This is a genomic window from Novosphingobium sp. (assembly GCF_027486195.1).
Taxonomy (GTDB): Bacteria; Pseudomonadota; Alphaproteobacteria; order Sphingomonadales; family Sphingomonadaceae; genus Novosphingobium.
Window position 1 is genome coordinate 24,768 of record NZ_JAIXPP010000059.1, and the last position, 24,324, is coordinate 49,091.

A 24,324-nucleotide genomic window follows, 5' to 3' on the forward strand; every position below is an offset into this window, starting at 1 on the left:
GGCCCCCCCGCGCAGCGCCGCTCATCAGAAGTCGGCGTTCACTTCGATGCCAAGCACCCGGCCGCGCACCAGCGGCGAGAAGGTGCCCGCCTTGGGGTTCTGACCGAACGGCTGATCCACTCCGTGCGAGAGCGGGCCACCGAAGACCGGAATCTGCGCCGCAGTGCCCAGCTGCGTATCACCGCCATGCTGGACCTGATCGAGCAGGTTGCGACCATAGACCGTAAAGGTCAGCCCGCCGGTCTTGTAGCTGAGCGAGGCGTCGAGGTTGTCTGACGCAGTGATCCAGCCGAAGTTGTTGTCGGTATAGGCGAAGCGGTCGCGGTGCTGGAAATTGGCCCGCGCAACGATCGCCTTGCCGCTGCTCAGCTTGAAATCGCCGACCACGCCGAAGCCGTAGGTCCACTGCGGGGTGCGCGGCAATGCCAGTGCCTTGTCCGCCGCATCGACCTTGCCGTCGCTCGAGATGTCGAACAGCACGTTGGTATAGCGGGCGTTGATGTAGCCGAAGTTCGCGGTGAGCAGGAAGTGCTTGCCCAGCGCATAGCGGCCCTCGCCTTCGATACCATCGATGCGCGCGTCAGCTGTGTTGAAGATCGACTGAGCGACACCCGCTGCCGAACCCTCGTTCACTTCACGCTGCATGTTGCCGACCTCGGTGCGGAAGGCCGCGAGATTGAGCGTCAGCTTGCGATCGGGCGAGCGGTACTTCACGCCGAGCTCGAAGCTATCGACCTGCTCTTCGTCGAACGAGAGACCGCGCGTGGCGGCAACCGCTTCGAAGGCGCGGGCGTTGGTGATGCGGAAGTTGTAGCCGCCCGAACGGAAGCCGCGGGTCCAGTTGCCATAGGCCTGCGCGTCGCTGTTGAACTTGTATTGGAAGCCGAGCTTGGGGCTCCAGTTCTCCCACGAACGCTTGTCCTTGAAGCCGTTGTTCTCGTTGGGGATCAGCGAGTTGGTGCCCGAGGTGGGGCAGGTCCCGGCCACGACAGAGCAGTTGGTGCGGGGGCGAATGTAGGTCACCGCCACGTCCTTGGTCTCGCGCGACCAGCGGATGCCTGCCGTCAGGGTCAGCTTGTCGGTCACGGCAAAGTCGCCCGAGGCGAAGAGGCCGAGCACGTCATGGTCCTGCCGACCGCCGCCGATCTGGGTCAGCGGGCTGATGAAGCTCGGGAAGAAGCGCAGTTCATCGTACCTGAGGTCCTGCGTGAACCAGAACCCGCCTGCGGTGAAATCCAGCGCGCCGAAGCGGTTGTTGTAGCGGATTTCGTCCGAATACTGCCGCTGCTTGAACAGGGTGTTCGAGTGGAAGACGAACACGGGCTTGGCATCGATATCGCCGCCAGTCGCCCCGTCGAAATCGCGGAAACCGAAGATGTTGGTGATCTTGCCGGTGCCGACGTCGATTTCGGTCTTGTGCGTCGCGAACCAGGTGCGGTTGCGGTAGAAGCCGCGATTGTCGACCGCGAAATCGAAGGTGTCACGCTTGTAGACGCCGTGGTTCTGCGCTGCCGGGCCATCACCATCGCTGTTGAAGTATTCCACCTTGGCGACCATGCGGATGCCGTCTGTCGGCAGGAATTCCAGCGCGCCGCGCACGATCTGGGTTTCCGCCTTGCCGAAGTTGCGGCCATCATAAAGGTTCTTGAAGTAGCCCTCGTCCTTGTTGACGTAGGCGCCGACCTTGAAGTTGAGCACGTCCTTGATCAGCGGACCCGACACCACGCCCTGCATGGCGAAGTTGCCGCTGCCGCGTCCGGAATCGACCGGACCTTCGTAGAAGGCGCGGAAATTGGCGCGCATATCCGGTGTCGGATCGCCGGTATTGATCAGCACCGCGCCGCCGGTGGTGTTGCGGCCATAGAGGATGCCCTGGGGCCCACGCGCAACCTCGACCGAGCCGAGATCGAACACATCGAACACGAGGCCGTTGTTCACACCGATGTAGACGCCATCGACGAAGACGCCGACCGTGGGATCGATCGAGGGGATCGAGCTATTCACGCCAAGGCCGCGGATCGAGAAGTTTGCCGTGCCGCGCGAGGTGCCGACCTGATCGAGCGAAACGTTGGGCGCGCTATAGGTCAGGGTCTGGAGATCACGCACCTGCAGCGCCTGCAGGCTCTTCGCGTTGAAGGCGGTTATCGCAAGAGGGACGTTCTGGACGTTCTCGACGTCCTTCTTCTTGGTGGCGGTCACGATGATGTCGGCATTGAGCACGTCGATCGACGATTGCTCCGCTTCCTGCGCAGCCTCTTGCGCAGCCTCTTGCGCTTGGGCGATGCCCGTACCGAAAGCTGACAGCGCAGCGGCAAGCGCGAGGGCGCTGAACCCGCCGGAAATTGCACGTGCGACCTTGTTTGTTCTGGTTGGCATTCACTGCTCCCGTTTTTGTTAGGGCGCCGTCAATGGCAACTGATCGCAGCAATTCAATACGTTTTACCTGAAGCAACAATACCTTACATGGCAGCCTCAGGGCGTTTACCTGCGGGCCGCTGAGGCTGGCGCCTTGCGTCGGCGGTGGGCAGAGGGTGACCGGCACACCGCCTGTTTGCGCCGTCCGCTCTTGCGCTGCCAACCGGTTCACGGCGGCTTAAGGCGCAGGTCCCTTATGGACGGACATGGCCCGCACGCACCACATCCTCAACGCCGCCAGCAACCTCCTCGGCATCTCGCTACTGCTCATTGCGGGGCTCAGGATATCCGACAGCGGCGGCAAGACCATGGCGGACGAGATCGCGTGGATGTCGGCCGCCGGCTTTTCGATCAGCTGCTTCTTTTCCTACCTCGCCCTGCGCGAGGGGCCGCGCGCCGAGGTCTATGAGGCCGTGGCGGACCGGAGCTTTCTGGTCGGCCTCGCTACACTGGTTGTCGCGGTCGGCGTGCTGGGGATGGCCACCAGCTTGCGCTGACGGCAGCTAGCCTTGATGTCTGGTGAGTTCGTCACCGCTCAGGGTCACCATGTGCAGCAGGTTGGTCGAACCCGGAGTACCGAAGGGCACGCCCGCCAGCGCGATAAGCCGCGACCCGGCGGTGCCGAACGCGTGGCGCAGGGCCATGCGCTTGCCCTTGGCGATCATTTCCTCGAAGCTGCCGATATCCTTGGTGGCGACGGCATGCGCGCCCCACAGCAGGCCAAGTCTGCGCGCGGTGAGGGTGGATGGCGTGAGCACGAGCATCGGCACGTTGGGCCGTTCGCGCGCGACGCGCCGCGCAGTGGAGCCGGAGCCGGTAAACACGATGATCCCCGCAATCGGCAGCGCCTTGGCAATGCTGGCGCAGGCTTCCGCGAGCGCATCGGCAGTAGTGGGATCGGGGCGCGTTTCGATGAAGTGGACGCGCGCGGCATAGCCCGGGTCGTTCTCGACCTCGCTCGCGATGCGGTCCATGATCGTAACCGCTTCCTCGGGCCACGCGCCGGCGGCGGTCTCGGCCGAGAGCATCACCGCATCGGCGCCGTCGTAGACCGCGTTGGCGACGTCGGACACTTCGGCCCGGGTCGGCGTCGGGCTTTCGATCATCGATTCGAGCATCTGGGTCGCGACGACGACCGGCTTGCCCTCGCGCCGCGCCTTTTCAACGATGCGCTTCTGCAGCGGCGGGACCTGCTCGGGATTGAGTTCGACGCCAAGGTCGCCGCGTGCGACCATCAGGCCGTCAGCCAGTTCAAGGATCTCGTCGAGCCGCGAGATCGCGGCGGGCTTTTCGATCTTGGCCATGAGCGCGCCGTAGCCGCCCATCAGGCGGCGCGCTTCGGCGACGTCCTCGGGCCGCTGCACGAAGGACAGCGCGATCCAGTCCGCACCCTGGCTGACGGCGAACGCGAGATCGCGGCGGTCCTTGTCGGTCATCGCCGGAACCGGGATCACCGCATCAGGCACATTGACGCCCTTGCGATCGGAGATGACGCCGCCGACTTCGGCCGAGCAGAGGATTTCGTTGTCATCGGCACGGATGACTCGCAACCGCAGCTTGCCATCGTCGATCAGCAGGCGCTGGCCGGGCCTGAGGATGCCGAACAATTCGGGATGCGGCAACTGGACGCGGTTTTCGTCGCCCGGTTCGGGATTGCGATCAAGCGTGAAGTGGCCCGAATGGCGGATCACCGCGCGGCCATCCTTGAACTTGCCGACGCGCAGCTTGGGGCCCTGAAGGTCGCACAGCACGGTGATCGGCCGGCCCATCTTGCGCTCAAGAGCTCGGATCGCGGCAATTGTTTCGGCATGGACGGCGTGCTCACCGTGGCTCATGTTTACGCGGAAGGCATCGACGCCGGCCCGATAGAGCTTTTCCAGCATCTCGGGTGACCGGCTGGCCGGGCCGACGGTGGCGAGGATTTTCACCTTGCGGCCACGGGGATCCAGTTTTGCCACGTCCATCACCTCGAATTGAATGCGCCCGCCCTATGGCCTACCTACCTGCAAAACCCAAGGACGAACCCAATGGATACGAATGCAGAAATCGCATCAGCAGATGCACTGGATGGACTCTCTGATGCTGTGGCCGCCGCTGCGTTCCGCCGCCTTGTCAGGCACTTGCGCCATCGGCACGACGCGCAGAACATCGAGCTGATGGGCCTTGCCGGCTTTTGCCGCAACTGCCTGGCGGACTGGATCATCGATGCCGGTGCACCACTCGACAAGACGGCCGCGCGTGAGGTGATCCACGGGCTGCCCGCCGCCGAATGGAAGGCGCGGCACCAGACCGAAGCCACGCCCGAGCAGCTGGCCCGCATGGCCGAAAGCATGAAGCGCAACGCCCCGGGGCACTGAGGTACGCACAAGAAAAAAGGGCGCCGGGATGATCCCGACGCCCTTTTTTTGTTTGAGCAGAAAGGCTTAGCGCTTGCTTAACTAGTATCTCTGCAACATACTGAAAAAGAGCGTTTTTCAGCACGTAAAATCGGCTTGTACAAAATTTGTTCAAGACGCAAATGCTAGCTTCTAGTTAGCAGCCTTGGCTGCCTCGATCTCAGCTTTCGTGCGGCGTTTGCGCTGCTTGGTGAGCACTGGCTTGAGCTGGGCGTATGTGATGTTGTGAGCTTTGCAAATGTCCGCAATCTCCTTGAACGCATCAGCTTGTTCCGCTGCTCGCGCCGCAGCAATCTGCTTTTCCAACTCTTTCTGCTGTGCAAGCAGATCGTCGAGTTTGCTCATGTCCAAGCCTCTTATCCAGTAGCTGTTCGCGCCTTCATAGCCAGCAACACAGCCCTGTCCAGTTCCCCGCTGTTCGCTGCCGCGCTAAACGCATCCAGCACTGCCGCAACGTCCTCTAACTTGTCCACGAACACAGCGTTGCTCTTGCCGCTAATGTGCAGCACCCGACTGCCGTAGCGACATTGCACGTACCAGCCGTTGTCCTGCTGGAAAAACCACGGACGCACACGCTTGTTCATCTCGACCAGCACACGGTCGCCAGATTCATTGTTGCGCCAACGCTTAACGCGCACTTCAAACTGCTCGCCATGCATCATGGCATCCAGCACAAGCTTCTGTTCAGCAATGCCAGCAAGCAGCTTGTCGCGGCGAGCAATGACGGGGTCTTTTTGAACGACACGCTGCACGGTCTTGAGGTTCAGCTTGGCAATGTAAGACATGATATGGCTCCGTATGATTTATAGAGCCAGCCTGCTGCCTTCACATTGCCATGTCGGCCAAAAACAGAACGATATGGTAAAAAATTCTCACTTTTGGGCTGTCAAAAACCTACAGCAATCGCGTCAGCACATTACCCTTCGCCACCAATGCGCCCCTGTAATCGCGTGTCTCATTGTGCCGTGCGTTGTACGTGCCCTTTAGCGCACCGCGATAGTCCCGCAGCGTATCCACGCCACTGTCGCTATCAATCCAACCCAGCAATGCGCCTCGTACATCTCGCAGTTCATGCCTAACCATTTTGCATCCTTTTTCGCCGTCTAAGGATGCGGCTATGTTGCCGAGAATGGCGAATTACGATCCTTCTTCTTGCTCAGCCCGTTCTTGCTCAAGCCGATGCAAACGCTCAGCGATTGTCTCCTCCTCAAGCGTCCAGAAATTCCAGCCGTTCACCGTTTGCCATGTGTAGCCTTCACGATGCAGCAGCGTTAGCGCAGCCTTGCTCAAGCTCGTCGCCTCACCTTCAAACTCAATCTTTTTAGGGCCGATCACTGTTGCCGTGTATTGGCTGTCACGCGAGTATGTCAGTACGTCGCCCACATTAACGCATGCATCTGCAAAGCTGTATGTGCGCCGTCTGCTCTCCGCTTTCTCCAGCGCCTCGATACCCTCCCTGTCCTCAGCAATGTCGCTTTTCGGGGTAACTTCCCTGCCACCTGTCAGCTTTAGCGCTGCGATAACGTGCCGCGCATCAATCTCGAAAAACTCACGGGTGGTACGGGTGCGGTGCATGGCAAAAGCTTGATGGACGAGGCGTTCAACCTCGACATGGTTTTCAACCTCGATGGCAAAGACGCAGCGGAATGGGAGCGGAACGCTTGTGTTGTCGAGTGAACGCAGACGCTGCACCAGATCAATTGTATGCCCAACCTTCACGTAGCTGTCGAAAGCCGGATTGGACAAAACGTACACGATTCCCATTTGCAGTCCCCAAACCCCCAGCGCCAAATTCGCGTTCTCAGAGCCATACAGCGCCCGGACGGGATTTGCACCCACTCGGGAGCGCGTGGACTGCGGACACGCTGATCGGCTCGGATTTGACGCGGAGCATTTGCGCATAGCCTGTCGAGCCAAAACACCAGGTCAGTGCGCAAGCCGATGAAGGTGGCGGATTTGAGCAAGAACCGGCTGTTTTTTGCTCAAAGCTTGGGAATGTTGGGCTGCGGACCGACTGGCTTGATTGGCATGATGCGTTTGATGGTCACAGGCTTGCTTGGCTTGGATGGTGTGGGGGATTTGCTGGGTGACTTAGCTTGCGCACGTGTGTTGGCCTTGAATGCCGCTTCCAGTGCCAGCACCACGTTCAATATCCGCCGTATGTCTCTCGCTGCCTCGTTTCCCATGTTCTTATTTAGCCAAGACAGGGTGCATGTGAGCGAAAACCCACAAGACCGAGATTTTGGAATGCGCAAAATCTACGCAGCCCATTTTTCACGAGCGCATCTGCCTTTTCCCAATCGACTATCTATGCGGTCAACATACTATGTTAAAATGGAAATCTGCCTTGGTTTCACGCACTCCAAACAGATTTGAAAGCACCTTTGCCTGCCAAGGATAAATACCTGCGTAGGAGATGACGCAGCGATGAGCCGAACGAAAACAGAAGATTATTCAGCTTGGGTGGATTGGGTAGCGGAACACGACTGGAATGTGTTTGGCACACTAAATTTTGCGACCGGACACAAAGTCACTGGTGACGAAGCGAAGCGGCTGTGGCGCAGATTCTGGAATAAGTCTGACAGGTTGGTTTACGGCACGAGCTGCACGTACGGCTATCGGATCGAACGCGCAGTTTTCACGCAATATGGCGCTTTAGGCGACAATGCGCACATTCACTTTCTAGCCAAATCGCCCATTGAACCCGCACAATTCTGCACGAACCTGAACGCACTTTGGCGCACGACAACAGACTGTGCAGCACACCCCAAAAACAACGAAATTCTGCCAATTTTCAGCAAGCGCGAAGCTACCGAATATGCACTGCACGAATTTTGGCTGACAGGCTCAGAAACGTTCAACCACGACCTTTCACATCTCAACCAAGCAAACACCAAGGCTCATGCTCAGGCAGCAAATAGGCTCACACAGGCAACACATGGCATCTGGCTAGCACGTGCACGGCTAGCATTCGACGATCACATGGCAGCAGCACAGGCACGATACGAACGGCGACACGGCTAGCGACAGGCAGCTTATGCTGCAGCTAGTGCGCTGTTTTCCATGCAGTTTGGAATGTGCTGAGCAAGCTTTCAGCGCATATCCCAGTCATACCTAAAACACACAACAAAACACTTATCACATTGATATTAAATAACAATATGACACTGATTGAACATACATACCAGACATTGAAGCAAGCCCGACTGATAACCACACGCGAAGCGTTCAGCAGGGATTATGTGGGAATGAGCAGGAACTGGTTTGCATGGCAGCGTCACATGAAACGCGATTTTTCCATCCAAGCCGCCATCAAATGCCTACGCTCCATCCGCGCTCAACAGCAGCGTAATCCAGCGTTGACCATGATGCAGCTAAATGCACTCATCCAAGCCGAACAGGAATTGCTTCAACACCTGAATGAGCAACACAGCGTTGCCGACGTTTGCAGCTAACGCGAAAACGCTTTTCGGCTTAGCAAGCCACAAAAATGGATTTCAGGAACCCTACATAGCACCGCTCATTCTCGATGTGAGCATATGTTGTAATGAGAGGATTGAATCGCACTTTGAATACAGAAAAGATTATATAATTCGTTTGGGTTACATCAGTGCCATGCTCGATGGCAAAGTCGCCCATCAAGCCCGCAACCCCTTTTAGATCAGCGGCGGTGAGATCGCCTGCGGGATCATCAAACTGCGCCTTTTGATAGAGATAGCTTTTTACCTCAGCCCGGAAGTCATCTGCGTTTGGATTGTTTAAGGCCAAGATGGCAAATGGGAATGCCGCTATGAGCGACAGTACATGAACCTTGTTCACTCAGAACCTCATGTTCAGCGGCGTGCAGAAGACGCAAATTGAGCACCAATCTGCACGCCAGAGAAACTAGCAGCCAGTATCTGATTTTCTCATCAGGTCCGTGTGCGTGGTGTCTAGCTTTAACGCTAGATCTTTAAACTCCGTCCACTGCTTCTCGCTGGGAGATATTCCATTTAGAGTTGCTTTCTCGGCAGCCCTAACTGCAATGAACATCTCTATAACTTTATTGTTACTGTCGTTATCGTCACTCATTTGCTGCCCAATTGCGTAGAACTCATTGCTGCAAATGCGCGCCTTTTTTGACAGATCAGCATATTGCTTCTCAATCGAGTGCATCTTGGTGAGCAAAGATGCAAATTTTGCATCGTCGCCGCCAATTGCAGCAACGTTACCGCAACCCGAAACAGCCATCGTCGCAGAAATAGCTATAACTACGTATTTTCTGTTCATATCCCCTCCATGAACGCCTGCATCTGGAAACCAGACGCTTCCAGCATCAATAGGAACTATAGTTCCTTGAGAAGTGTCCTGCAAGCGGGCCGATGGAGGCATGGCTGCGGACGCACATTGGGAAAAATTGCTGGGGGAGAATGTGCGACGTTTGCGCAAGCAATCTGGGATGTCGCAGGAAGAGCTTGCGTACGGGGTTGGGGTAGATGTGCGCTATCTCGGCGGCATTGAACGTGCGCAGGAAAATCCCAGCCTGAAAGTACTCGTCCAAATTGCCCAGTGCCTCGATGTGCAACCCCATCAACTACTTCTAGATCAATCCGAATGGGATTAGGCAGCTAAAAAGTGCACATTTTTGGGCACTGCTGACGTTCAATCACTATCCCGTTCGGGATGCACATTCCGAATTCCTGCTCGGCGCTTTGCCAGCAATTCGCTCGTTAAATCGCCACACTCAAGCCGCGCCAATTCGTGCTTGATCACGTCAATTTTGACTGCTCGCTTGTCCATTTTGCCCATCTTCAAGCCGCCATTGGGTGTGCGGTTGAACTGGCCTTTGCTGGTAACGACTTGGGGCACAAGCTCAGGCTCGATGTTGTTTTCGCCATCCCACGTCCAGCTCGTGCCCCGATCAAACCACATATTCAAACTAGGATCAGCAGCGATGATCTCTTGCAGACGCTCTAGCAATTGCTCGTATTCAATATCCGCAGCACCAAACAGCTTCTTGGCGGCAGTGTGATTGCCTTTCTGGCTGTAGCGCTCGGCGCGGTTGAACGTGAAGTTCGCCCGTTTCAGTCGCGCCTCATACTCCACGATGGCGTCGGGCTTGTTATCCAACACGTCTCGCAAATCCAGCTGCGCAGCCCAAGCAGCCACATACCGCTTGTACCCAACTGCACCCAGCCAAGTTTGCAGATCACGGTTCTGCACGTTTTTTCCCTGCTTGAGGCGCCCTAGCAGCCCCCGCAGCTTCCGCGCCCGCGTTTCGTCCTCGTGATTCACCATCCGCGCCCTGGCCTAGTCAATTTCCAGCTTGGGCAAGCGGTTTACGATCTTCATTGTCTCCAAGCTGACAGTGATGACGCGCTGGAACAGATGCAGCGGATACGCCGGGTTTTGCATCGTTTCGTTCGCGTAGTCGTTTGCGTCGTTCACAATGCCGCTAGCCTTGTCCACCTTCACGCATTGCCGTTCCATCACCCAATCCAGCGCACTTTTGCCGTTAACGACATACTCGTACGCCTCCAGCGGGATGCCAGTCATGGTGATGTTGGCATTGTAGCAGACGGTCGTTTTGTCCTGCTTCGGCCGTTTTCCGCCAAACTTCATCTGCTCGACTCGATAGAACGACACTGGATCAGCAACGTGCCAAAGCTGCTCGCTGCCTTCCTTGTAGGTCACGGGATAGCGTTCAACGCTCTCGTAGTGCACGTGCAACTGACCCAGCTTGCGGCCAGCTTCCGCGAACGCCCAAAAATCTTCCGCCTTCTTGACGCAAGGAATGCGGGGAAGCTGTTTGCTAAGATTGTCCGCGAAACGTGCCCGATAATCTGCGCTGTGCAGCAGCCCATACACGTAATAGAAAATGTCTTCTTTAGTGATGCTCGCACCCGGATATGCAGCCTGAAAGAGCTTCAGGCCGTAGTCCGTAATGCCATCACGCTCCACGTAGTCGCCATTGCTGCCACCCGAAAACAGGTCATTGTTGCTAGCTTCTGCCTTCTCGTAAAGCTTGAGGGGGAAGCACTGGCAACCTTCAATGTGCGCCATATGTAGGCTCGGCAATTGCGCGGTAAGAAAGACGCTAAAGCCGATTTTTACGCCGCCACTTGAGGTGCAAATTCCAACGTTTTTAGGGATTTTGCGCGGAAAAATGGCGTCAAATTTCCCAACTCGGTGTATCAAGTCGCGGTTGTAATAGTTGTATTGCTTGAAAAATGGTCGGTACATTGATGGCTGAATGGCAAGTGCATCATATGAAACACTAAGCTTTCGAGCCAACCGCTGCTTAAGGCTGCTTGTCCAACTGATGTCATCTGGACTTTCGGCCGTGAACTTATCAGCATTGTCGCTTCCAGACGTGATATATGCATCAAGCTGGGCATTAAAATGAGCGATAGTGCGCGAAATATTGTCCTTTAGCCTCGTTGCGGACGAATTGAAAACCCAGGCATCTCTTCCGCTTTCCACACCACGCGTGCCTAGGGCGAACAGTGTTTTTTCACCTGCGCCAATTTCGATATAAGAGCTGAATGAGCTGTCGCGCTGCGCAATCCAGTCGTTGTGCTCGTCTGGTGTTAGCTCAATCCATGCATCGGCTGCACTCAGGCCGGCGATAGACCCAAACGAGGAAACTCGTGCCAGCTTCTGCTCACGCGTCAGATAGTCGCCAATGTCATGATAGTAGATCTTACCATGATCGTCGCTAGCGGGGTTTTTGACGAGGAACGACACGGCAACGGGAGCACGACTACCAGAACCAAAAATTTTCCCGCCTTCCCGCTTGGAAAGCTCGCCACTCGTCCGCTGATTTCCGCGTAGATTGAACACGTAAATGTTGCTGAATTCGTCCTGCAGGCACTTCCGCAGTCCGTTCATTGCGTTGCCATCCAGCCAACCGCCGTTGGTGACAAAGCCGATCACGCCACTATCGCCAACCTTGTCACTCGCCCAGCGCATCGCCTGCACATAACTATCATACAGCGCATTCTTGTTAGTTGCGCTGGTTTGCTTGGCGTAGGTGTCAGCGATGCGCTTATTCAGATGGGTATAGACAGCGCCTGTGCTGGATACGTTGTACGGCGGATTGCCAATGATGACGCGAATATCGAGGGATTTTTGCCTGTTTCGCCGTGCGCTGTTGTCCTGCATGAGAGCTGCGACCATGTCCTCGCTCTCATACATTTTGAAGGTGTCTGTTAGGCAGATACCTTCGAATGGCTCGTAAGCGTTGCCAGACAGCGAGTGGTATGCAGCCTCGATGTTGATCGCGGCGATGTAATACGCCAGCAGCACGATTTCGTTGGCATGGATCTCATGCCGGTATTTGTGCTCAAGCTCGCTTGCATCAATCAGCCCGCTTTGCAGCAGCCGGGTGATGAATGTGCCTGTTCCTGTAAATGGGTCGAGAATGTGAACGCCTTTGCTGCCCAGAGTTTGCCCGAACTCCTGCTGCAAAATGTCGTTCACCGAGTGTATGATGAAATCTACGACCTCCACCGGGGTATAAACGATACCCAGTTTGTCTTGCAGCTTGGGGAAAGCGCCAGCGAAGAACTTGTCGTACAGTTCTACGATGATCTTCTGCTTGCCCTCGGCGCTATCAATGCCCTTCGCGCGCCGTGCCACGCTATCATAGAAGCTCTCAAGCGCAGCAGCTTCCTTTTGGATGTTTTGGGGCTCCAGCACAGCCAGGACATTCTGCATGGCCTGCGAAACTGGGTTATGACCGGCAAAGTCGTAGCCCTCAAACAGCGCATCAAACACAGGCTTGGTAACAAGATGCTGAGCTAGCATCTCGATTGCCTCTTCCTCGGTCACGCTACCGTTTAGATCATCGCGGATTTCAGCCAGAAACTCGTCAAACACCTCACGTTCGGCAGGTCCTGTGTCGAGCACCGCCTTGATGCGTTCAATATGAGCCTTGGCAATGTCGCCAATGTCCTTTGCCCAGTTCTCCCAATACGTGCGTGTACCGCATTTTTGCACGATTTTGGCACGTATAGCGGCGGGGAACTCATCAAGGATGAAGTGCAACTGATCTTCGGGTCGCGTTAGATCGCCCTGCCCATATTCCCAATCGGCAGCCGCACCTTTGCCAATTCCGGAACCTGCATCCATCGCCATGCTGCGCGGTGCTGGCAAGTTTTCGGCGACGGCGATCACCTCAATCTTGCCACTGCTGTCGCTTGTCAGTTCCAGCTTGTTGATGGTGGCATCAAACCGGTCATCATGCGCTCTTAGCGCATTCAGAATCTGCCAAACAACCTTGTAGCGTTCGTTATCATCCAGCGCCTTTTCCGGCGCGACGCCAGCAGGAATGACTACCGGCAGAATGACATACCCAAGTTTCTTGCCCGGAGAGCGGCGCATGACTCGGCCAACGCTCTGCACCACGTCGATCTGGGACTTGCGCGGATGCAGGAACATGATTGCATCCAAACTTGGTACGTCAACTCCCTCGGACAGACACCGCGCGTTGCTCAAAATGCGGCATTCTCCCGCGTCTACGTCATCCCCCAGCCAGTGCAGCAGCTCGCCGCGCGTCTTGGCGTTGAACGTGCCGTCCACGTGCTCAACGGAGCAGCTAACATGCCCTTGCTCGTCGCCATCCATTGCTGCGTTGAATTCGTCCACGACTGCGCCGAACTCGCGGGCAATGAGCTTGCTGGAACGTATGTCTTTGCAGAAGGCGATGGCGCGACGCATTGGATGCGCATCAACGCTAAACTCCTCGTTCTCGCCTTGTTTCAAGAGCGCCTTGTAGCAACCGACAATCTTGGTCGCGTCGTCAAGCTGTAGCTCGTTGTCATCAGATAGCCTGCTCTGCACGCCCCTGCTGACAAGCGTTTCGTCCATGGCGAGCACGATGACCTTATAATCGGTCAGCAGCCCATTTTCGACCGCCCAGCTAAAGCCACGAGCGAAGAACACAGGACCGTAGATGCTTTCATCGTCCATGTCGCACAGCGCCACAGACGCATCCGCTGCCTTGGTCCTTGCGCCTTCCCCGAAGATGCGCGGAGTGGCTGTCATGTAGAGGCGTTTGCGGCCTTGAACGTACTGGTCGTCATGGATTTTGACGAAGTTGCTGGCTTCTTCGCCGTCTAGCGTTGCACCTGTGGTCCGATGCGCTTCATCGCAGATGATCAGATCGAATGGCGGCAAACCATGCTTGTGCGCAGCGGTGAGCACGGGAATGCTCTGGTAGGTGCTAAACACGACCGTCATGCGGTCAGCGTCAACGCTACCAGCTTTCTGGGCCAGTCTGGCGGGTTGAGTGGTTGCGGGAAATTCTAGTTCGTGAACTTCGATTTCAGCAACGTCGTCCTTGTCCTTCCGCCGCTTTCCCACCTGGGCATCGCTGCACACGGCAAAAGAGCGCAGAGCAGTGTCCGTGTCCTTGGTCCATTCGCGCACCGTTTGGGCGATAAGCGCGAGCGACGGCACGACAAACAACACGCGTTTGCCACTGCCCGCGTAATGCTCCGCAATTTTCAACGCTGTGTAAGTCTTGCCCGTGCCGCACGCCATGAGCAGCTTGCCGCGATCATGTTCTGCAAAGCCCTGCTCGACAGCTTCCAGCGCCTGCGTTTGGTGCTCAAGCAGTGCCTTCTTGGGTTGCAGCTTGATCTCGGCTGTTGCCTCGAAAAGCGACCAATCAATCGCACTCTCACGCAACGCATCAAGACCGATACGGATAACGGGAATGTGTTGATCCCGAATGGTGTCTTCTGCGTTCCCGCTCCAATCCACTTCGGTCGTGTCGATAAACACGCGGCGCTGGAATGGTGGCTTGGACGATGCAGCTAGGAAGCTGTCGATATCCTTCTTCTGGATGGCGTGCTGTGGAGAGTAGAATTTGCACTGGATCGCTGCAAAACCATCTTCCTCTCGCAGCTTCGCCACCAAATCTATGCCGGTGTCACGCCCATCAACGCCGTGCTCTTTTGCCCAATCAGCATACGCCCAGACTTGGCTGAATTCCTGGGCTTGCACGGGGTCATTGCGCAGATATGCAACCGCGAGACGTTCAAAGTATGTCCCCTTTTCCCGTTCCGTGACGGCAGCAGCTCGATAGGAAGCAAGGAGACGATCAAGTGCGGACATGCAAGCTGCTCATTTCAGTTGGTGTTTGATGGAGGCGGGGCAGGATGAATGGGCTAGGTGGAAGATAGTAGCGCGTATGATGTGCGAGCGCGTCGAATTAATTTTTCGTCTATCGCGTCATCAAACCACGTCACCAAATCCACCACCACCAAATCCTCAAAATCGTCATCAATTTCCAAGTGAAATTCAATTTCGCAGTTAATAGTTTGCGGATTTGGTATTTGCGGTTGAGTGGGTATGCGCACCATTATGCTATATAGAAACTCTTCACCTTCTCCAGCGTTTAGCAGTTTGCACGTTACGCGCCCATTTGCGGATATGCGCTTTAAAAATTCCAATTCTTGTGGTGGCAGATAGGCGAAAGGTTCGTGCACTATCTCTTTTTGCGGCCCAGAAAATATGGGCAGCAAATCTTCAATAAATAGCACGGGCTTGATTCTACGGAAAAAATCATTCTTCGTTTCTAAGGCATCAAAAACACGCTCTTGAATTGCCGCAAGCATATGCTGGAAACCGCATAGCTTGAGCGCTGTAGCGGCCAGACTTTTCATTTCGGGATATAAGCTCGGCGCTACGCCGTGTTCTGCATCCGCTGCCATTGCCCCAATCCCCCCAAACGTTGCCCGCAAGCTATCAGCCAAAAAACGTGCAAGCCATCCCAATCTGCGTCCCAGCCGGAATGTTATAGAATCTACAATCCATAACATTTTGCCCAAAACCCCTGCATTTCTGCGGGTTTGCGCACCTCACCTAAATCGGTCGACGGCCATAATGTGTGGAAATATGCTGTCTAGCAACAGGAACGCACATTCAGGGATGACGACATGAAACAGGCCAAGCTACTCAACGATGCAGAGCAGAAGCGGCTTGCTGCCGTGATCGACAGCTTGCGCCACAGCACACGCAACCACACCGCCGTAGCGCTCAGTTTCTACGCTGGCCTGCGCGCCTGTGAAATCGCAGCACTGCGCATTGGCGACGTTTTTGACGCACAGGGAAAACCACGCGACACGATCTATCTCACAGCAGCACAGACCAAGGGAAGCGACACAGCTACGGTGCTGGTCAACAAGAAGCTCAGGATGCAGCTACAACGCTATGCAGCAGCGTATCTCCAGCAGCTTGCCAAGCCTGCCAGTCCCATCATGTTCAGCGGCAAAGGTGGCGCATTTACGGCGCAAACGGTGGTGAACATGTTTGCACGGCTCTATTCGCTAGCTGGCGTTCATGGAGCTAGCAGTCACAGCGGGCGCAGACAGTTTGTCACGGAACTGGCTGACAAGGGTGTGAACGCACGTGTCGTTCAAGCCCTTGCTCGTCACAAGCACCTATCCACCACCCAGCGTTACATCGACATCAACGACAGCAAGCTGCGCAAAGCGGTGGAACTGATTGGGTAGGGTAGCGAGGCTTGCGGGTTAAAATCCCCGTTTTTCGCGTCTCTCTATTTCTTTTCGCTTCGCCTCACCCTCTTCCTGTCCCTTCAAGCCATCCCATGCATATTGCAGACCGTGATTGGCAATGAGAGCATCTGGGTCGGTAATGATACCACGACGAATGTAGTGGTTTTCCAAGCTTTGTCTGCCGGTGCCCATGTTGGTTGCGATTAGATCAAGAGCGATAGGATTAAAGCCGATGGCTGCAAAACGGCCCTCGGCATAAACGTGGCGAAAGCTATATGCAGTGCGCTTATCGCCATGAGCGTCTTTTGCCACTCCTGCTTCTTCCAGCATCTGCGGCAGCGTTTTGAAGAAGCCAGTGCATTTTTTGCCGTCGGGATTACAAAACAGCCAATCTTCAGGCTTTGTATGCCCTGTCAGTTTTTGTAGCTCGACATAGGTGCTTACGACAGCTGGGTTGCTGATAACCGTACGAGCGCCAGTCTTAGTTTGGCTAGATACGGATATTTTGAGGATTCGTGCTTCGTAAAGTTCGGTAAATGCCCTGCCAATATCTGCGTGTTTCAGCAGCAACACTTCACCCGTGCGCATTCCTGTGCCTTCGATCCACTGCAAATAAAGTTGCAGTAGCTTTCGCTGATAAAGGTGGCGCGAATTGATACGAGCACCAGGAATTTTGTCGTTCTTGCCTTCCCCGCGCACCCACAAATCCATGTACTCGTGCAGCGTTTTGAGTTCGGCAGGGTCGAGGCTAGGCCTACGTTTTGCTGGAATACCTTTGCGGCTAAAAGGATGCTCAATGACTGGCTGAAAGCTGGTTAGCTGCTCCGAAAGAGCCTCTTTGAACACCTCGCGTAGTGCAGCTTGCTCCATGTCCAGCGTCTTTTTGGACGGTGTTAAAGCATGATTACCAAAACGCCGGCGCTCTTTTTCGTCTCTTGTGGACCAGTATAACATTCGCCATTTCCAGTAACCCAAAACCAGCGATTGCGTCATGTCCTCAAATTTATGCTGACCAAAATACGGCAGCCAGTAGCGCTTGCTCTGCATCATATACCATGTGATGCGAGCGTTTTTTCCCGTCCTGCCTTTGTTTTTCCATGTCTCACGAAGCTGTTGTTCTCGCTCCGTCCACCAGCGTTCGTAGTACGCTGCAAAGGTAATGGATTTGGCCGGCTGCTTATGTTTGGTGCGCAGCTTCAAATCTTCGTACCTGTCGAGTGCAATGCGTTTTGCCTCGTCCAAGTCTAGCTCGCCTGTGGTTTCTTGAACGTGCGAGAATGTTTTGCCGTCTATGTCGCGCATACCGCGAATGTGTATGCGCATATGCCATATGGGTTTTTTGGCACCCTCGCGGTTGAACAGGATTATTTCCCCGCCCTTTAGCTCTACCCTGTTGTTAAACCTCTGCCCCATCTGCGTACGTCCAGCACAGTTTCTTTGTGCAAGAAATGTACGGTCACAGATGTGTTTCGTCTATCGAAAGCCGACTTGTACAACTTTTGTACGGGCCAAAAAGAAAACGCTGGGAAAATGAATTCCCAGCGTTTCCAATGCTTTGTAGCAGTTTGAAGCGTAAAAAAGTTTAGCGCTTCGAGAACTGGAAGCTCTTGCGCGCCTTGGCCTTGCCGTACTTCTTGCGTTCGACAACGCGCGGGTCGCGGGTCAGGAACCCGGCAGCCTTGACCGCGCTGCGCAGCGCAGGCTCGAACTTGGTAAGCGCCGTCGAAATGCCGTGCTTGACCGCGCCGGCCTGACCCGAAAGCCCGCCGCCCTTGACGGTGGCGACGACGTCATACTGACCCGAACGGTCAGCGACTTCGAACGGCTGGTTGATGACGAGACGCAGGGTCGGACGTGCGAAGTACACTTCCTGATCGCGGCCATTGACGGTGATCTTGCCCGAGCCGGGCTTGATCCACACGCGGGCAACGGCGTCCTTGCGGCGGCCGGTGGCGTAGGAGCGGCCCTGGGCGTCGACCTCACGCTCACGCAGCGGCGCGGCGGGGCCGGTGGGTGCACGGGGCGCTTCAGGCGCGTCCGACACAGCGGTGGTAGCGGCGGGAGCAGCCGAAGTCAGATCCTTGAGATCCGCGAGGCTGGAGACGGTATCGGTTTCAGACATGTCTTACGCACCCACCTTGTTCTTGCGGTTCATCGAGGCGACATCGAGCGCTTCGGGCTGGGTACCGGCATGCGGATGTTCGCTGCCGGCATAGAGATGCAGCGCGCGCATCTGTGCACGACCGAGAGGACCGCGCGGGATCATGCGCTCGACAGCCTTTTCCAGCACGCGCTCGGGGAAGCGACCATTGAGGACCTTGTCCGCAGTGACTTCCTTGATGCCGCCGGCATAACCGGTGTGCTTGTAGTAGATCTTGTCCTTGAGCTTGTTGCCCGTCAGCTTCACCTTGTCGGCGTTGATCACGACGACGTGATCGCCGCAATCGACATGCGGGGTGTAGCTCGGCTTGTGCTTGCCGCGCAGGTGATTGGCGATGATCACCGCGAGACGGCCGACAACGAGGCCATCGGCATCAATAAGATGCCACTTCTTCTCCACCTCGGCCGGCTTAATCGACCGGGTGACTTTCGTGAGCGCCTTCATGGCTGAAACCCATCCTAGGATAGTGGTACGCCGTGAGCGCGAACCGAAGTCCGCCCAACGACGAGGAAGCGCGCCTTTGTTGCAAATGGCCGCTGGAGTCAAGCAAACCGGGCCTTTCGGGAGAGGTAAAATAATACCGCCGCCAAATGCCGGTTCCCGCCCCAAGCCTATAGGGTTGCCAAAGCGGCGCGCAAAGCCGGGTTGAAGTGGCTTCTCGCGGGTCATAGGCTCACCGCCGAACAGGGGGTGGCGTCGATGCGCTGGATCAGGCTTTTCATTGCGGCACTGGTAGCTGCAGCGGGCATGCCTTCGCTTGCACAGGCAAAGGACGAGCCGTGGGATGCACCGCCGCCCGCGTGGGAAGGCGTCTGGGCTGGTACCGTTGGGACCGCCCCGATCCATGCCTGTCTCGACCACACGCCCTATCAGGAGAAGGGCGCGTACTACTATGACCGCGTGAAGCGGCTGTTGCGGCTTGAGCCGGGCCCGGCGCCGGGCAAATGGTTCGAACAGGCGATCGATGGCAAGAACGGTGCACTGTGGACCATCGCGGTGCAGGATGGCGCGCTGACGGGCGCATGGAGCGACGGCAAGAAGGTGCTCCCGCTTCGGCTGGCCAGGATCGGTGGGCCGAGCAAGGATTATGGCGGACCTTGCGCGGACATGGCGTTCCATCGTCCCCGCCTCGATGCGGTTCACCTCTCGACCAAGGCCGCACTGCTGGAGGGAGCGAAGTACACGGTCACGACTTTCAAGGCCTGGCCATGGTTCGATGATCAAGCGGAGATATCGACTTTCTCGCTTGAGGGCTCCTCGCCTGCGATCACCAAGGTCAACGCGCTGCTGCGCCTGCCTTTGCCCAAGCCCGGTGGCACCGGCGAATGGCTCGATTGCATGGCTGCCAATGTCAATTCGATCGGCACAGACGGGGAATACTGGAGGGCCGTGGAGCCGACGCTGATCACGAATCGCTGGCTCGGCGTGCGCGATTCCACCGAAAGCAGCTGTGGCGGCGCGCATCCGAACAGCGACAATGCCCCCCGGACCTTCGACCTTGCGCGCGGCGTGGAGGTGGACCCGCTCGACTGGTTCGGACCGCAGGCGGTGCATCGCGAACATTACGACGGCGAAACCGGGGAGGCGAAGACGCTGACGCCCGCATTCCGCAAGGCGATCCTGCTGGGATGGAAAGCCGACGGCGCGGAGTGCCGCGACGCGGTGTCACAGCAGGAGTTCTGGCGCGTGGGCATCGCAAGGGGCGCGCTGGTCTTCTCACCCGAATTACCCCGGGTTGCGATGGCCTGCGGCGACGACATCAAGGTGCCGCTCGCTCGCCTGCGCCCCTGGTTCAATCAGGAAGGCAGGGCGATCGCCGCTCTGCTTCCCCGCTAGGGTCGGCTCAGCGCTTCCCGAGCCGGTGCGCGCCCCATGCCGTGCAGACAACCAGCAGCGCGCCGGTGAGTTGGTGGAGCACAGCGATCCAGATGGTCACACCACTCATCACCGTCGCGATGCCAAGCGCGATCTGGGTGCCGAAGGCGCTGTGGATCGCAACCGAAACCGGGCGAGCGCCGGCGCGGCGCAGCTTGCGGCCCATGATGACGAGGACGGCGACGACCGCCCATGCCCACCAGCGATGGATGAAGTGGACGAGGTAGGGATCGGAGAACAAGGCGTGGACCGCGCCCAGTGACCATTCGATCCCTGCCGGGAAGAAAGCGCCCTGCATCAGCGGCCAGACATCCCAGTTGAACCAGCCGCCGCCCGCCACGGTGCCCGCGCGCATACCCGCCAGCAGCGCACCATAGAACAGCTGGATCAGCAGCATGCCAAGGGCCAGCGCGGCAAAGCCCGTCAGCCGCGCGCGCGGTTCGCCCCGCGCCAGTGCGCGCAGATCGAGCATGGTCCAGATGACCCCCGCAAGCGTGGTCAGCGCAACCAGAAGATGCGCAGCGAGCCGGAAATGGCTGACCTTCACGTCGTGCGCGATGCCGGACTTGACCATCCACCAGCCGACCGCCCCCTGCAGCGCACCGAGCGCGAGGAGCGCGAACAGGCGCGGCTTGTAGCCCGCAGGGATCTGCCCGCGCAGCCAGAACCACCCGAGCGGCAGCGCGAAGGCCATGCCGATCGCGCGGGCCAGCAAGCGATGGACCCATTCCCAGAAGAAGATGAACTTGTAGGTCGCCAGCGTCATGCCGGCAGGGCCGTTGACCAGCACGTATTGCGGGGTCTGGCGATACTTGGCGAACTCGGCCTGCCAGTCCGCCTCGGTCAGCGGCGGCAGCGCGCCCGAAACGGGCTTCCATTCGGTGATCGAGACACCCGATTCGGTCAGCCGCGTAATGCCGCCGACCACCACGATGGCGATGATCATCAACGCGACGACGAGCAGCCAGCGGGACAGCGCAAGCGGCGCGGGAGCGCGCTCACGGGAACGGGCCGGGGCCATGGCAACAGCATCCATGGGCGCGCCTCTGCTCGCGAGGCGGGCGAAACGCAAGCGCCAAAGGGGGCATGCCGATAGGGGTTGCGCCGGAGGTCAGCTTGAGCATTGCGTTATGTGATACTATTACATATACCGACTGCCATGACCGACCGCCCCGACACTTCGTCTGAACTGCTGCGCGGCCGGTTTGACCGGCTGGGCGTGCTGATCAGCGGTCTTTGCATGGTGCACTGCGTGGCGGGGCTGTTCCTGATCGGCGTGCTGGGGCTGGGCGGCGGCGTGCTGCTCGATCCCGCGATCCATCGCTTCGGGCTGGTGGCAGCTTTCCTCGTCGGGATGTTCACGATCGGCGCGGGCGCATTGCGCCATGGGCACCGCCTGCCGCTGGCGCTCGGCACCAGCGGCCTGGCCCTGATGGCCGCCGCGATTGCCAGCGACCACGGCACGGCCGAGGCGCTTCTGACCATTAGCGGCGTGCTGCTGGTTGCCTCCGCGCATATCGTGAACCTGCGCCGCAACACCTGCTGACAGCTTGCGCACGGCGGTGTGGGCGCTAAAGCCCGCCGCATGGCCACCGATACAGCAGCGACTCTCACCCTCACCATCAATGGCGAACCCCGCCGCGCCGCGCCCGGCTCGATCGCCGATCTCGTGCGTAGCCTCGAGCTTGATCCCGCCAAGGTTGCGGTCGAGCGCAATGGCGCAATTGTCCCGCGCTCGACGCTGGCGGCAGTGCAGATCGCCGACGGCGACATGTTCGAGATCGTGCACTTCGTTGGCGGCGGGCAGGATGACGATACCTGGCCAGAAGACACCTGGACCGTAGCGGGCCGCACTTTCCGTTCGCGGCTGATCGTGGGCACCGGCAAGTACAAGGACTTTGCGCAGAACGCGGCGGCGGTAGAAGCTTCAGGCGCGGAGATCGTGACCGTGGCGGTGCGCCGCGTAAACGTCAGCGATCCCAAGGCGCCGATGCTGACGGACTTCATCGACCCGAAGAAGATCACCTACCTGCCCAACACCGCCGGCTGCTTCACCGCCGAGGACGCGATCCGCACGCTGCGCCTGGCGCGCGAGGCGGGCGGCTGGGATCTGGTGAAGCTCGAAGTGCTGGGCGAGGCGCGCACGCTCTATCCCAACATGATCGAAACCATCCGCGCCACCGAAGTGCTGGCCAAGGAAGGCTTCCTGCCGATGGTCTATTGCGTGGATGATCCCATCGCGGCGAAGCAGCTTGAGGATGCGGGCGCCGTCGCGGTCATGCCGCTGGGCGCGCCGATCGGCTCCGGCCTCGGCATCCAGAACCGCGTGACGATCCGCCTGATCGTGGAAGGCGCCAAGGTTCCGGTCCTTGTCGATGCCGGCGTGGGCACGGCAAGCGATGCCGCCGTGGCGCTGGAACTGGGCTGCGACGGCGTGCTGATGAACACCGCCATCGCCGAAGCCAAGGACCCGATCCGCATGGCCCGCGCGATGAAGGCCGCGGTCGAAGCGGGGCGCGATGCCTATCTTGCGGGCCGCATGGGGACGCGCAAGTATGCCGATCCGAGCAGTCCGCTGGCGGGGCTGATCTGACAATTCATTTGCGCTTCGGCGCACCTTCGGATCAACCTGCGCTCTGGGCTGGACGGAGCATCGCGTGGGGGACGAAGCAGGGGTAGCGCGCACCGCCATGAACAAGGCGATGCTGCGCATCGTCCCGTTCCTGCTGCTGGCCTATGTGATGGCCTATATCGACCGGGTGAACGTGAGCTTCGCCGCGCTGCAGATGAATGCCGATCTCGGCTTCAGCGCCACGGTCTACGGCTTTGGCGGCGGCCTGTTCTTCATCGGTTATGCGCTGTTCGAAATCCCCTCGGGGGCGATGGCATCGCGTTTCGGTCCGCGCCAGTGGCTCGCACGGATCATGATCACTTGGGGTCTGCTCGCGGTGGGGATGATGTTTGTCCGCAGCGCCTCGCAGTTCTATCTAATGCGGTTTCTGCTCGGCGCTGCCGAGGCGGGGTTCTTTCCGGGCCTCGTCTACTACCTCTCGCACTGGTTCCCGAAAGCCTATCGCGGGCGCGCGGTCACCCGGATCTACATCGCCCCGGCGCTGGCCGGCGTGGTGATGGGGGCAACCGCAGCCCCGCTGCTCGGACTTGATGGCCTTGCGGGATGGCGCGGGTGGCAATGGGTGTTCCTCGCGCAGGGCCTGCCTGCCGTGCTGATGGGCTGCGCGATTCTGCGTTTCCTGCCCGACCGCCCGGACGATGTCCGCTGGCTCGAACCAGACGAGAAGGCCTGGATTTCCGGGGCATTGGCACGCGATGCGGCCTTGATCGGCGATACCGGGCGGCACGATTTGCGCACCGTGTTGGCCAACCCGACGGTATGGCTGCTGGGGTGCACGGGCCTTCTCCTCAACTGTGCGATGAGTGGCTTCGTCCTGTCGGCTCCGGCGGTGCTGGCGGCGAACGGGGGGCTCGATACGAAGACCATCGGATGGCTGGTCAGCCTTGGCGGCTTCAACGGAGCGGTCGTGATCCTGCTCGCCGGATGGTATTCCGACCGGCATGGCGACCGGCTGCGCTATACCGCCGGCCTCGGCAGCATTGCCGCGCTGGGCCTGTTCCTGATCGGCTTGGCGCCCTCACCAGGTGCGGTCGTGGCGGGCTATCTGCTGCAGACCGCGGTCAGCTTCGCTGCAGGCGCGCTGGTGATTGCATCATGGCCGGATGCGCTACCCGTCCGCCAGCTTGCCGTAGGCAGCGGGGCCATCAACACATTATGGCAGTTGGGCTCGTTCGCCTCACCCTACGCCTTCGGTGCGATGCGCGACGCCACGGGAAGCTACCACGCCGGAATGCTCGGCTCGGCCACGCTCGCCGCGATTTACGTGGGCTACGTGCTCTATGTTCGCGCACGCATCGACGGCCTGCAGCGCAGGCAGCCGCGCGCCGCGCCAGCCTAGCA

25 protein-coding genes are annotated in these 24,324 nt (G+C 58.3%); 11 read left to right on the top strand and 14 right to left on the bottom strand.

Features of this window, described 5'->3' with window-relative positions:
• Positions 1-24: 24 nt before the first annotated feature.
• On the bottom strand, positions 25-2,376 hold the full coding sequence (locus Q0071_RS11130) for a TonB-dependent receptor (protein WP_298168913.1): 2,352 nt from the start codon (positions 2,374-2,376) through the stop codon (positions 25-27).
• A 245-nt stretch (positions 2,377-2,621) separates the two neighbouring features.
• Here Q0071_RS11130 and Q0071_RS11135 point away from each other — a divergent pair, with 245 nt between their 5' ends.
• Positions 2,622-2,912 (top strand): hypothetical protein, encoded by a 291-nt coding sequence (locus tag Q0071_RS11135; RefSeq protein WP_298168916.1) that lies wholly within the window; start codon positions 2,622-2,624, stop codon positions 2,910-2,912.
• Between the two features lie 6 nt (positions 2,913-2,918).
• Here Q0071_RS11135 and pyk read toward each other — a convergent pair whose 3' ends face one another.
• Positions 2,919-4,379 carry a pyruvate kinase gene (gene pyk / locus Q0071_RS11140; RefSeq protein WP_298168919.1) on the bottom strand — a complete coding sequence of 487 codons (1,461 nt, stop codon included), beginning with the start codon at positions 4,377-4,379 and terminating at the stop codon, positions 2,919-2,921.
• A gap of 63 nt (positions 4,380-4,442) precedes the next feature.
• Between pyk and Q0071_RS11145 the strand changes: the two genes are divergently transcribed.
• Positions 4,443-4,772 (top strand): DUF1244 domain-containing protein, encoded by a 330-nt coding sequence (locus tag Q0071_RS11145; RefSeq protein ID WP_298168922.1) that lies wholly within the window; start codon positions 4,443-4,445, stop codon positions 4,770-4,772.
• Between the two features lie 171 nt (positions 4,773-4,943).
• Here Q0071_RS11145 and Q0071_RS11150 read toward each other — a convergent pair whose 3' ends face one another.
• The 3 genes from Q0071_RS11150 to Q0071_RS11160 form a co-directional block, all read right to left on the bottom strand.
• Positions 4,944-5,156, bottom strand: coding sequence for an H-NS family nucleoid-associated regulatory protein (locus tag Q0071_RS11150; RefSeq protein WP_298168925.1), 213 nt, complete (start codon positions 5,154-5,156; stop codon positions 4,944-4,946).
• An 11-nt stretch (positions 5,157-5,167) separates the two neighbouring features.
• Positions 5,168-5,596: a hypothetical protein gene (locus Q0071_RS11155; RefSeq protein WP_298168928.1), complete on the bottom strand. Its 429-nt coding sequence runs from the start codon at positions 5,594-5,596 to the stop codon at positions 5,168-5,170.
• Positions 5,597-5,948: 352 nt separating this feature from the next.
• Positions 5,949-6,575 (bottom strand): GIY-YIG nuclease family protein, encoded by a 627-nt coding sequence (locus Q0071_RS11160; RefSeq protein ID WP_298168932.1) that lies wholly within the window; start codon positions 6,573-6,575, stop codon positions 5,949-5,951.
• Positions 6,576-6,740: 165 nt separating this feature from the next.
• Here Q0071_RS11160 and Q0071_RS11165 point away from each other — a divergent pair, with 165 nt between their 5' ends.
• From Q0071_RS11165 to Q0071_RS11175, 3 genes are read left to right on the top strand one after another with little or no spacing between them, the layout of a single operon-like run.
• Positions 6,741-7,187: a hypothetical protein gene (locus tag Q0071_RS11165; RefSeq protein WP_298168935.1), complete on the top strand. Its 447-nt coding sequence runs from the start codon at positions 6,741-6,743 to the stop codon at positions 7,185-7,187.
• A gap of 51 nt (positions 7,188-7,238) precedes the next feature.
• Entirely contained in the window at positions 7,239-7,835 is a 597-nt protein-coding gene (locus Q0071_RS11170) for a hypothetical protein (protein WP_298168938.1), read from the top strand.
• 53 nt (positions 7,836-7,888) lie between these two features.
• Entirely contained in the window at positions 7,889-8,266 is a 378-nt protein-coding gene (locus Q0071_RS11175; RefSeq protein WP_298168941.1) for a hypothetical protein, read from the top strand.
• Between the two features lie 19 nt (positions 8,267-8,285).
• Here Q0071_RS11175 and Q0071_RS11180 read toward each other — a convergent pair whose 3' ends face one another.
• Positions 8,286-8,630: a hypothetical protein gene (locus tag Q0071_RS11180; RefSeq protein WP_298168943.1), complete on the bottom strand. Its 345-nt coding sequence runs from the start codon at positions 8,628-8,630 to the stop codon at positions 8,286-8,288.
• 66 nt (positions 8,631-8,696) lie between these two features.
• A complete protein-coding gene (locus Q0071_RS11185) occupies positions 8,697-9,080 on the bottom strand; it encodes a hypothetical protein (protein WP_298168946.1) in 384 nt (127 codons plus the stop codon).
• A gap of 100 nt (positions 9,081-9,180) precedes the next feature.
• Between Q0071_RS11185 and Q0071_RS11190 the strand changes: the two genes are divergently transcribed.
• Positions 9,181-9,414, top strand: a complete 234-nt coding sequence (locus Q0071_RS11190) for a helix-turn-helix transcriptional regulator (RefSeq protein ID WP_298168949.1) — start codon at positions 9,181-9,183, stop codon at positions 9,412-9,414.
• A 38-nt stretch (positions 9,415-9,452) separates the two neighbouring features.
• Here the strand turns inward: Q0071_RS11190 and Q0071_RS11195 are convergent, their stop codons facing one another.
• Genes Q0071_RS11195 through Q0071_RS11205 form a run of 3 tightly spaced genes read right to left on the bottom strand, consistent with a single transcriptional unit; the run spans position 9,453 to position 15,553 of the window.
• The gene (locus tag Q0071_RS11195; RefSeq protein ID WP_298168951.1) at positions 9,453-10,088 is read right to left on the bottom strand and encodes a hypothetical protein; all 636 of its coding nucleotides are present in this window, start codon (positions 10,086-10,088) and stop codon (positions 9,453-9,455) included.
• 12 nt (positions 10,089-10,100) lie between these two features.
• Positions 10,101-14,912, bottom strand: a complete 4,812-nt coding sequence (locus tag Q0071_RS11200) for a type ISP restriction/modification enzyme (protein WP_298168955.1) — start codon at positions 14,910-14,912, stop codon at positions 10,101-10,103.
• Between the two features lie 53 nt (positions 14,913-14,965).
• Entirely contained in the window at positions 14,966-15,553 is a 588-nt protein-coding gene (locus Q0071_RS11205; protein WP_298168958.1) for a hypothetical protein, read from the bottom strand.
• Between the two features lie 183 nt (positions 15,554-15,736).
• On the opposite strand from Q0071_RS11205, the gene Q0071_RS11210 reads away from it, so the two are divergent.
• On the top strand, positions 15,737-16,312 hold the full coding sequence (locus tag Q0071_RS11210) for a site-specific integrase (RefSeq protein WP_298168961.1): 576 nt from the start codon (positions 15,737-15,739) through the stop codon (positions 16,310-16,312).
• An 18-nt stretch (positions 16,313-16,330) separates the two neighbouring features.
• On the opposite strand, the gene Q0071_RS11215 is transcribed toward Q0071_RS11210, so the two are convergent.
• From Q0071_RS11215 to rplM, 3 genes are all read right to left on the bottom strand, one after another.
• The gene (locus tag Q0071_RS11215) at positions 16,331-17,728 is read right to left on the bottom strand and encodes a hypothetical protein (RefSeq protein ID WP_298168964.1); all 1,398 of its coding nucleotides are present in this window, start codon (positions 17,726-17,728) and stop codon (positions 16,331-16,333) included.
• 169 nt (positions 17,729-17,897) lie between these two features.
• Positions 17,898-18,437, bottom strand: coding sequence for a 30S ribosomal protein S9 (gene rpsI, locus Q0071_RS11220; RefSeq protein ID WP_298168967.1), 540 nt, complete (start codon positions 18,435-18,437; stop codon positions 17,898-17,900).
• 3 nt (positions 18,438-18,440) lie between these two features.
• Positions 18,441-18,920, bottom strand: a complete 480-nt coding sequence (gene rplM, locus Q0071_RS11225) for a 50S ribosomal protein L13 (protein ID WP_298168970.1) — start codon at positions 18,918-18,920, stop codon at positions 18,441-18,443.
• Between the two features lie 303 nt (positions 18,921-19,223).
• Between rplM and Q0071_RS11230 the strand changes: the two genes are divergently transcribed.
• Positions 19,224-20,312: a hypothetical protein gene (locus Q0071_RS11230; RefSeq protein ID WP_298168972.1), complete on the top strand. Its 1,089-nt coding sequence runs from the start codon at positions 19,224-19,226 to the stop codon at positions 20,310-20,312.
• 7 nt (positions 20,313-20,319) lie between these two features.
• On the opposite strand, the gene Q0071_RS11235 is transcribed toward Q0071_RS11230, so the two are convergent.
• Positions 20,320-21,387 (bottom strand): COX15/CtaA family protein, encoded by a 1,068-nt coding sequence (locus tag Q0071_RS11235; RefSeq protein ID WP_298168975.1) that lies wholly within the window; start codon positions 21,385-21,387, stop codon positions 20,320-20,322.
• A gap of 123 nt (positions 21,388-21,510) precedes the next feature.
• On the opposite strand from Q0071_RS11235, the gene Q0071_RS11240 reads away from it, so the two are divergent.
• The 3 genes from Q0071_RS11240 (at position 21,511) to Q0071_RS11250 (ending at position 24,322) form a co-directional block, all read left to right on the top strand.
• A complete protein-coding gene (locus tag Q0071_RS11240) occupies positions 21,511-21,897 on the top strand; it encodes a MerC domain-containing protein (RefSeq protein WP_298168978.1) in 387 nt (128 codons plus the stop codon).
• Positions 21,898-21,936: 39 nt separating this feature from the next.
• Positions 21,937-22,944, top strand: a complete 1,008-nt coding sequence (gene thiS / locus Q0071_RS11245) for a sulfur carrier protein ThiS (protein WP_298168981.1) — start codon at positions 21,937-21,939, stop codon at positions 22,942-22,944.
• 64 nt (positions 22,945-23,008) lie between these two features.
• Complete coding sequence (locus tag Q0071_RS11250) at positions 23,009-24,322, top strand: MFS transporter (protein ID WP_298168984.1); 1,314 nt, start codon at positions 23,009-23,011, stop codon at positions 24,320-24,322.
• Positions 24,323-24,324 lie beyond the last annotated feature (2 nt).

What these genes read in the sequence shown, in the direction of transcription:
- Q0071_RS11135 (WP_298168916.1), top strand. Translation starts at nt 2,622, where the DNA reads ATGGCCCGCACGCACCACATCCTCAACGCCGCCAGCAACCTCCTCGGC.
- rplM (WP_298168970.1), bottom strand. Translation starts at nt 18,920, where the DNA reads ATGAAGGCGCTCACGAAAGTCACCCGGTCGATTAAGCCGGCCGAGGTG.
- Q0071_RS11170 (WP_298168938.1), top strand. Translation starts at nt 7,239, where the DNA reads ATGAGCCGAACGAAAACAGAAGATTATTCAGCTTGGGTGGATTGGGTA.
- Q0071_RS11235 (WP_298168975.1), bottom strand. Translation starts at nt 21,387, where the DNA reads ATGGATGCTGTTGCCATGGCCCCGGCCCGTTCCCGTGAGCGCGCTCCC.
- Q0071_RS11145 (WP_298168922.1), top strand. Translation starts at nt 4,443, where the DNA reads ATGGATACGAATGCAGAAATCGCATCAGCAGATGCACTGGATGGACTC.
- Q0071_RS11230 (WP_298168972.1), top strand. Translation starts at nt 19,224, where the DNA reads ATGCCTTCGCTTGCACAGGCAAAGGACGAGCCGTGGGATGCACCGCCG.
- Q0071_RS11210 (WP_298168961.1), top strand. Translation starts at nt 15,737, where the DNA reads ATGAAACAGGCCAAGCTACTCAACGATGCAGAGCAGAAGCGGCTTGCT.
- Q0071_RS11185 (WP_298168946.1), bottom strand. Translation starts at nt 9,080, where the DNA reads ATGAACAGAAAATACGTAGTTATAGCTATTTCTGCGACGATGGCTGTT.
- Q0071_RS11240 (WP_298168978.1), top strand. Translation starts at nt 21,511, where the DNA reads ATGACCGACCGCCCCGACACTTCGTCTGAACTGCTGCGCGGCCGGTTT.
- Q0071_RS11150 (WP_298168925.1), bottom strand. Translation starts at nt 5,156, where the DNA reads ATGAGCAAACTCGACGATCTGCTTGCACAGCAGAAAGAGTTGGAAAAG.
- Q0071_RS11195 (WP_298168951.1), bottom strand. Translation starts at nt 10,088, where the DNA reads ATGGTGAATCACGAGGACGAAACGCGGGCGCGGAAGCTGCGGGGGCTG.
- Q0071_RS11160 (WP_298168932.1), bottom strand. Translation starts at nt 6,575, where the DNA reads ATGGGAATCGTGTACGTTTTGTCCAATCCGGCTTTCGACAGCTACGTG.
- Q0071_RS11130 (WP_298168913.1), bottom strand. Translation starts at nt 2,376, where the DNA reads ATGCCAACCAGAACAAACAAGGTCGCACGTGCAATTTCCGGCGGGTTC.
- thiS (WP_298168981.1), top strand. Translation starts at nt 21,937, where the DNA reads ATGGCCACCGATACAGCAGCGACTCTCACCCTCACCATCAATGGCGAA.
- Q0071_RS11200 (WP_298168955.1), bottom strand. Translation starts at nt 14,912, where the DNA reads ATGTCCGCACTTGATCGTCTCCTTGCTTCCTATCGAGCTGCTGCCGTC.
- Q0071_RS11155 (WP_298168928.1), bottom strand. Translation starts at nt 5,596, where the DNA reads ATGTCTTACATTGCCAAGCTGAACCTCAAGACCGTGCAGCGTGTCGTT.
- pyk (WP_298168919.1), bottom strand. Translation starts at nt 4,379, where the DNA reads ATGGACGTGGCAAAACTGGATCCCCGTGGCCGCAAGGTGAAAATCCTC.
- Q0071_RS11215 (WP_298168964.1), bottom strand. Translation starts at nt 17,728, where the DNA reads ATGGGGCAGAGGTTTAACAACAGGGTAGAGCTAAAGGGCGGGGAAATA.
- Q0071_RS11190 (WP_298168949.1), top strand. Translation starts at nt 9,181, where the DNA reads ATGGCTGCGGACGCACATTGGGAAAAATTGCTGGGGGAGAATGTGCGA.
- rpsI (WP_298168967.1), bottom strand. Translation starts at nt 18,437, where the DNA reads ATGTCTGAAACCGATACCGTCTCCAGCCTCGCGGATCTCAAGGATCTG.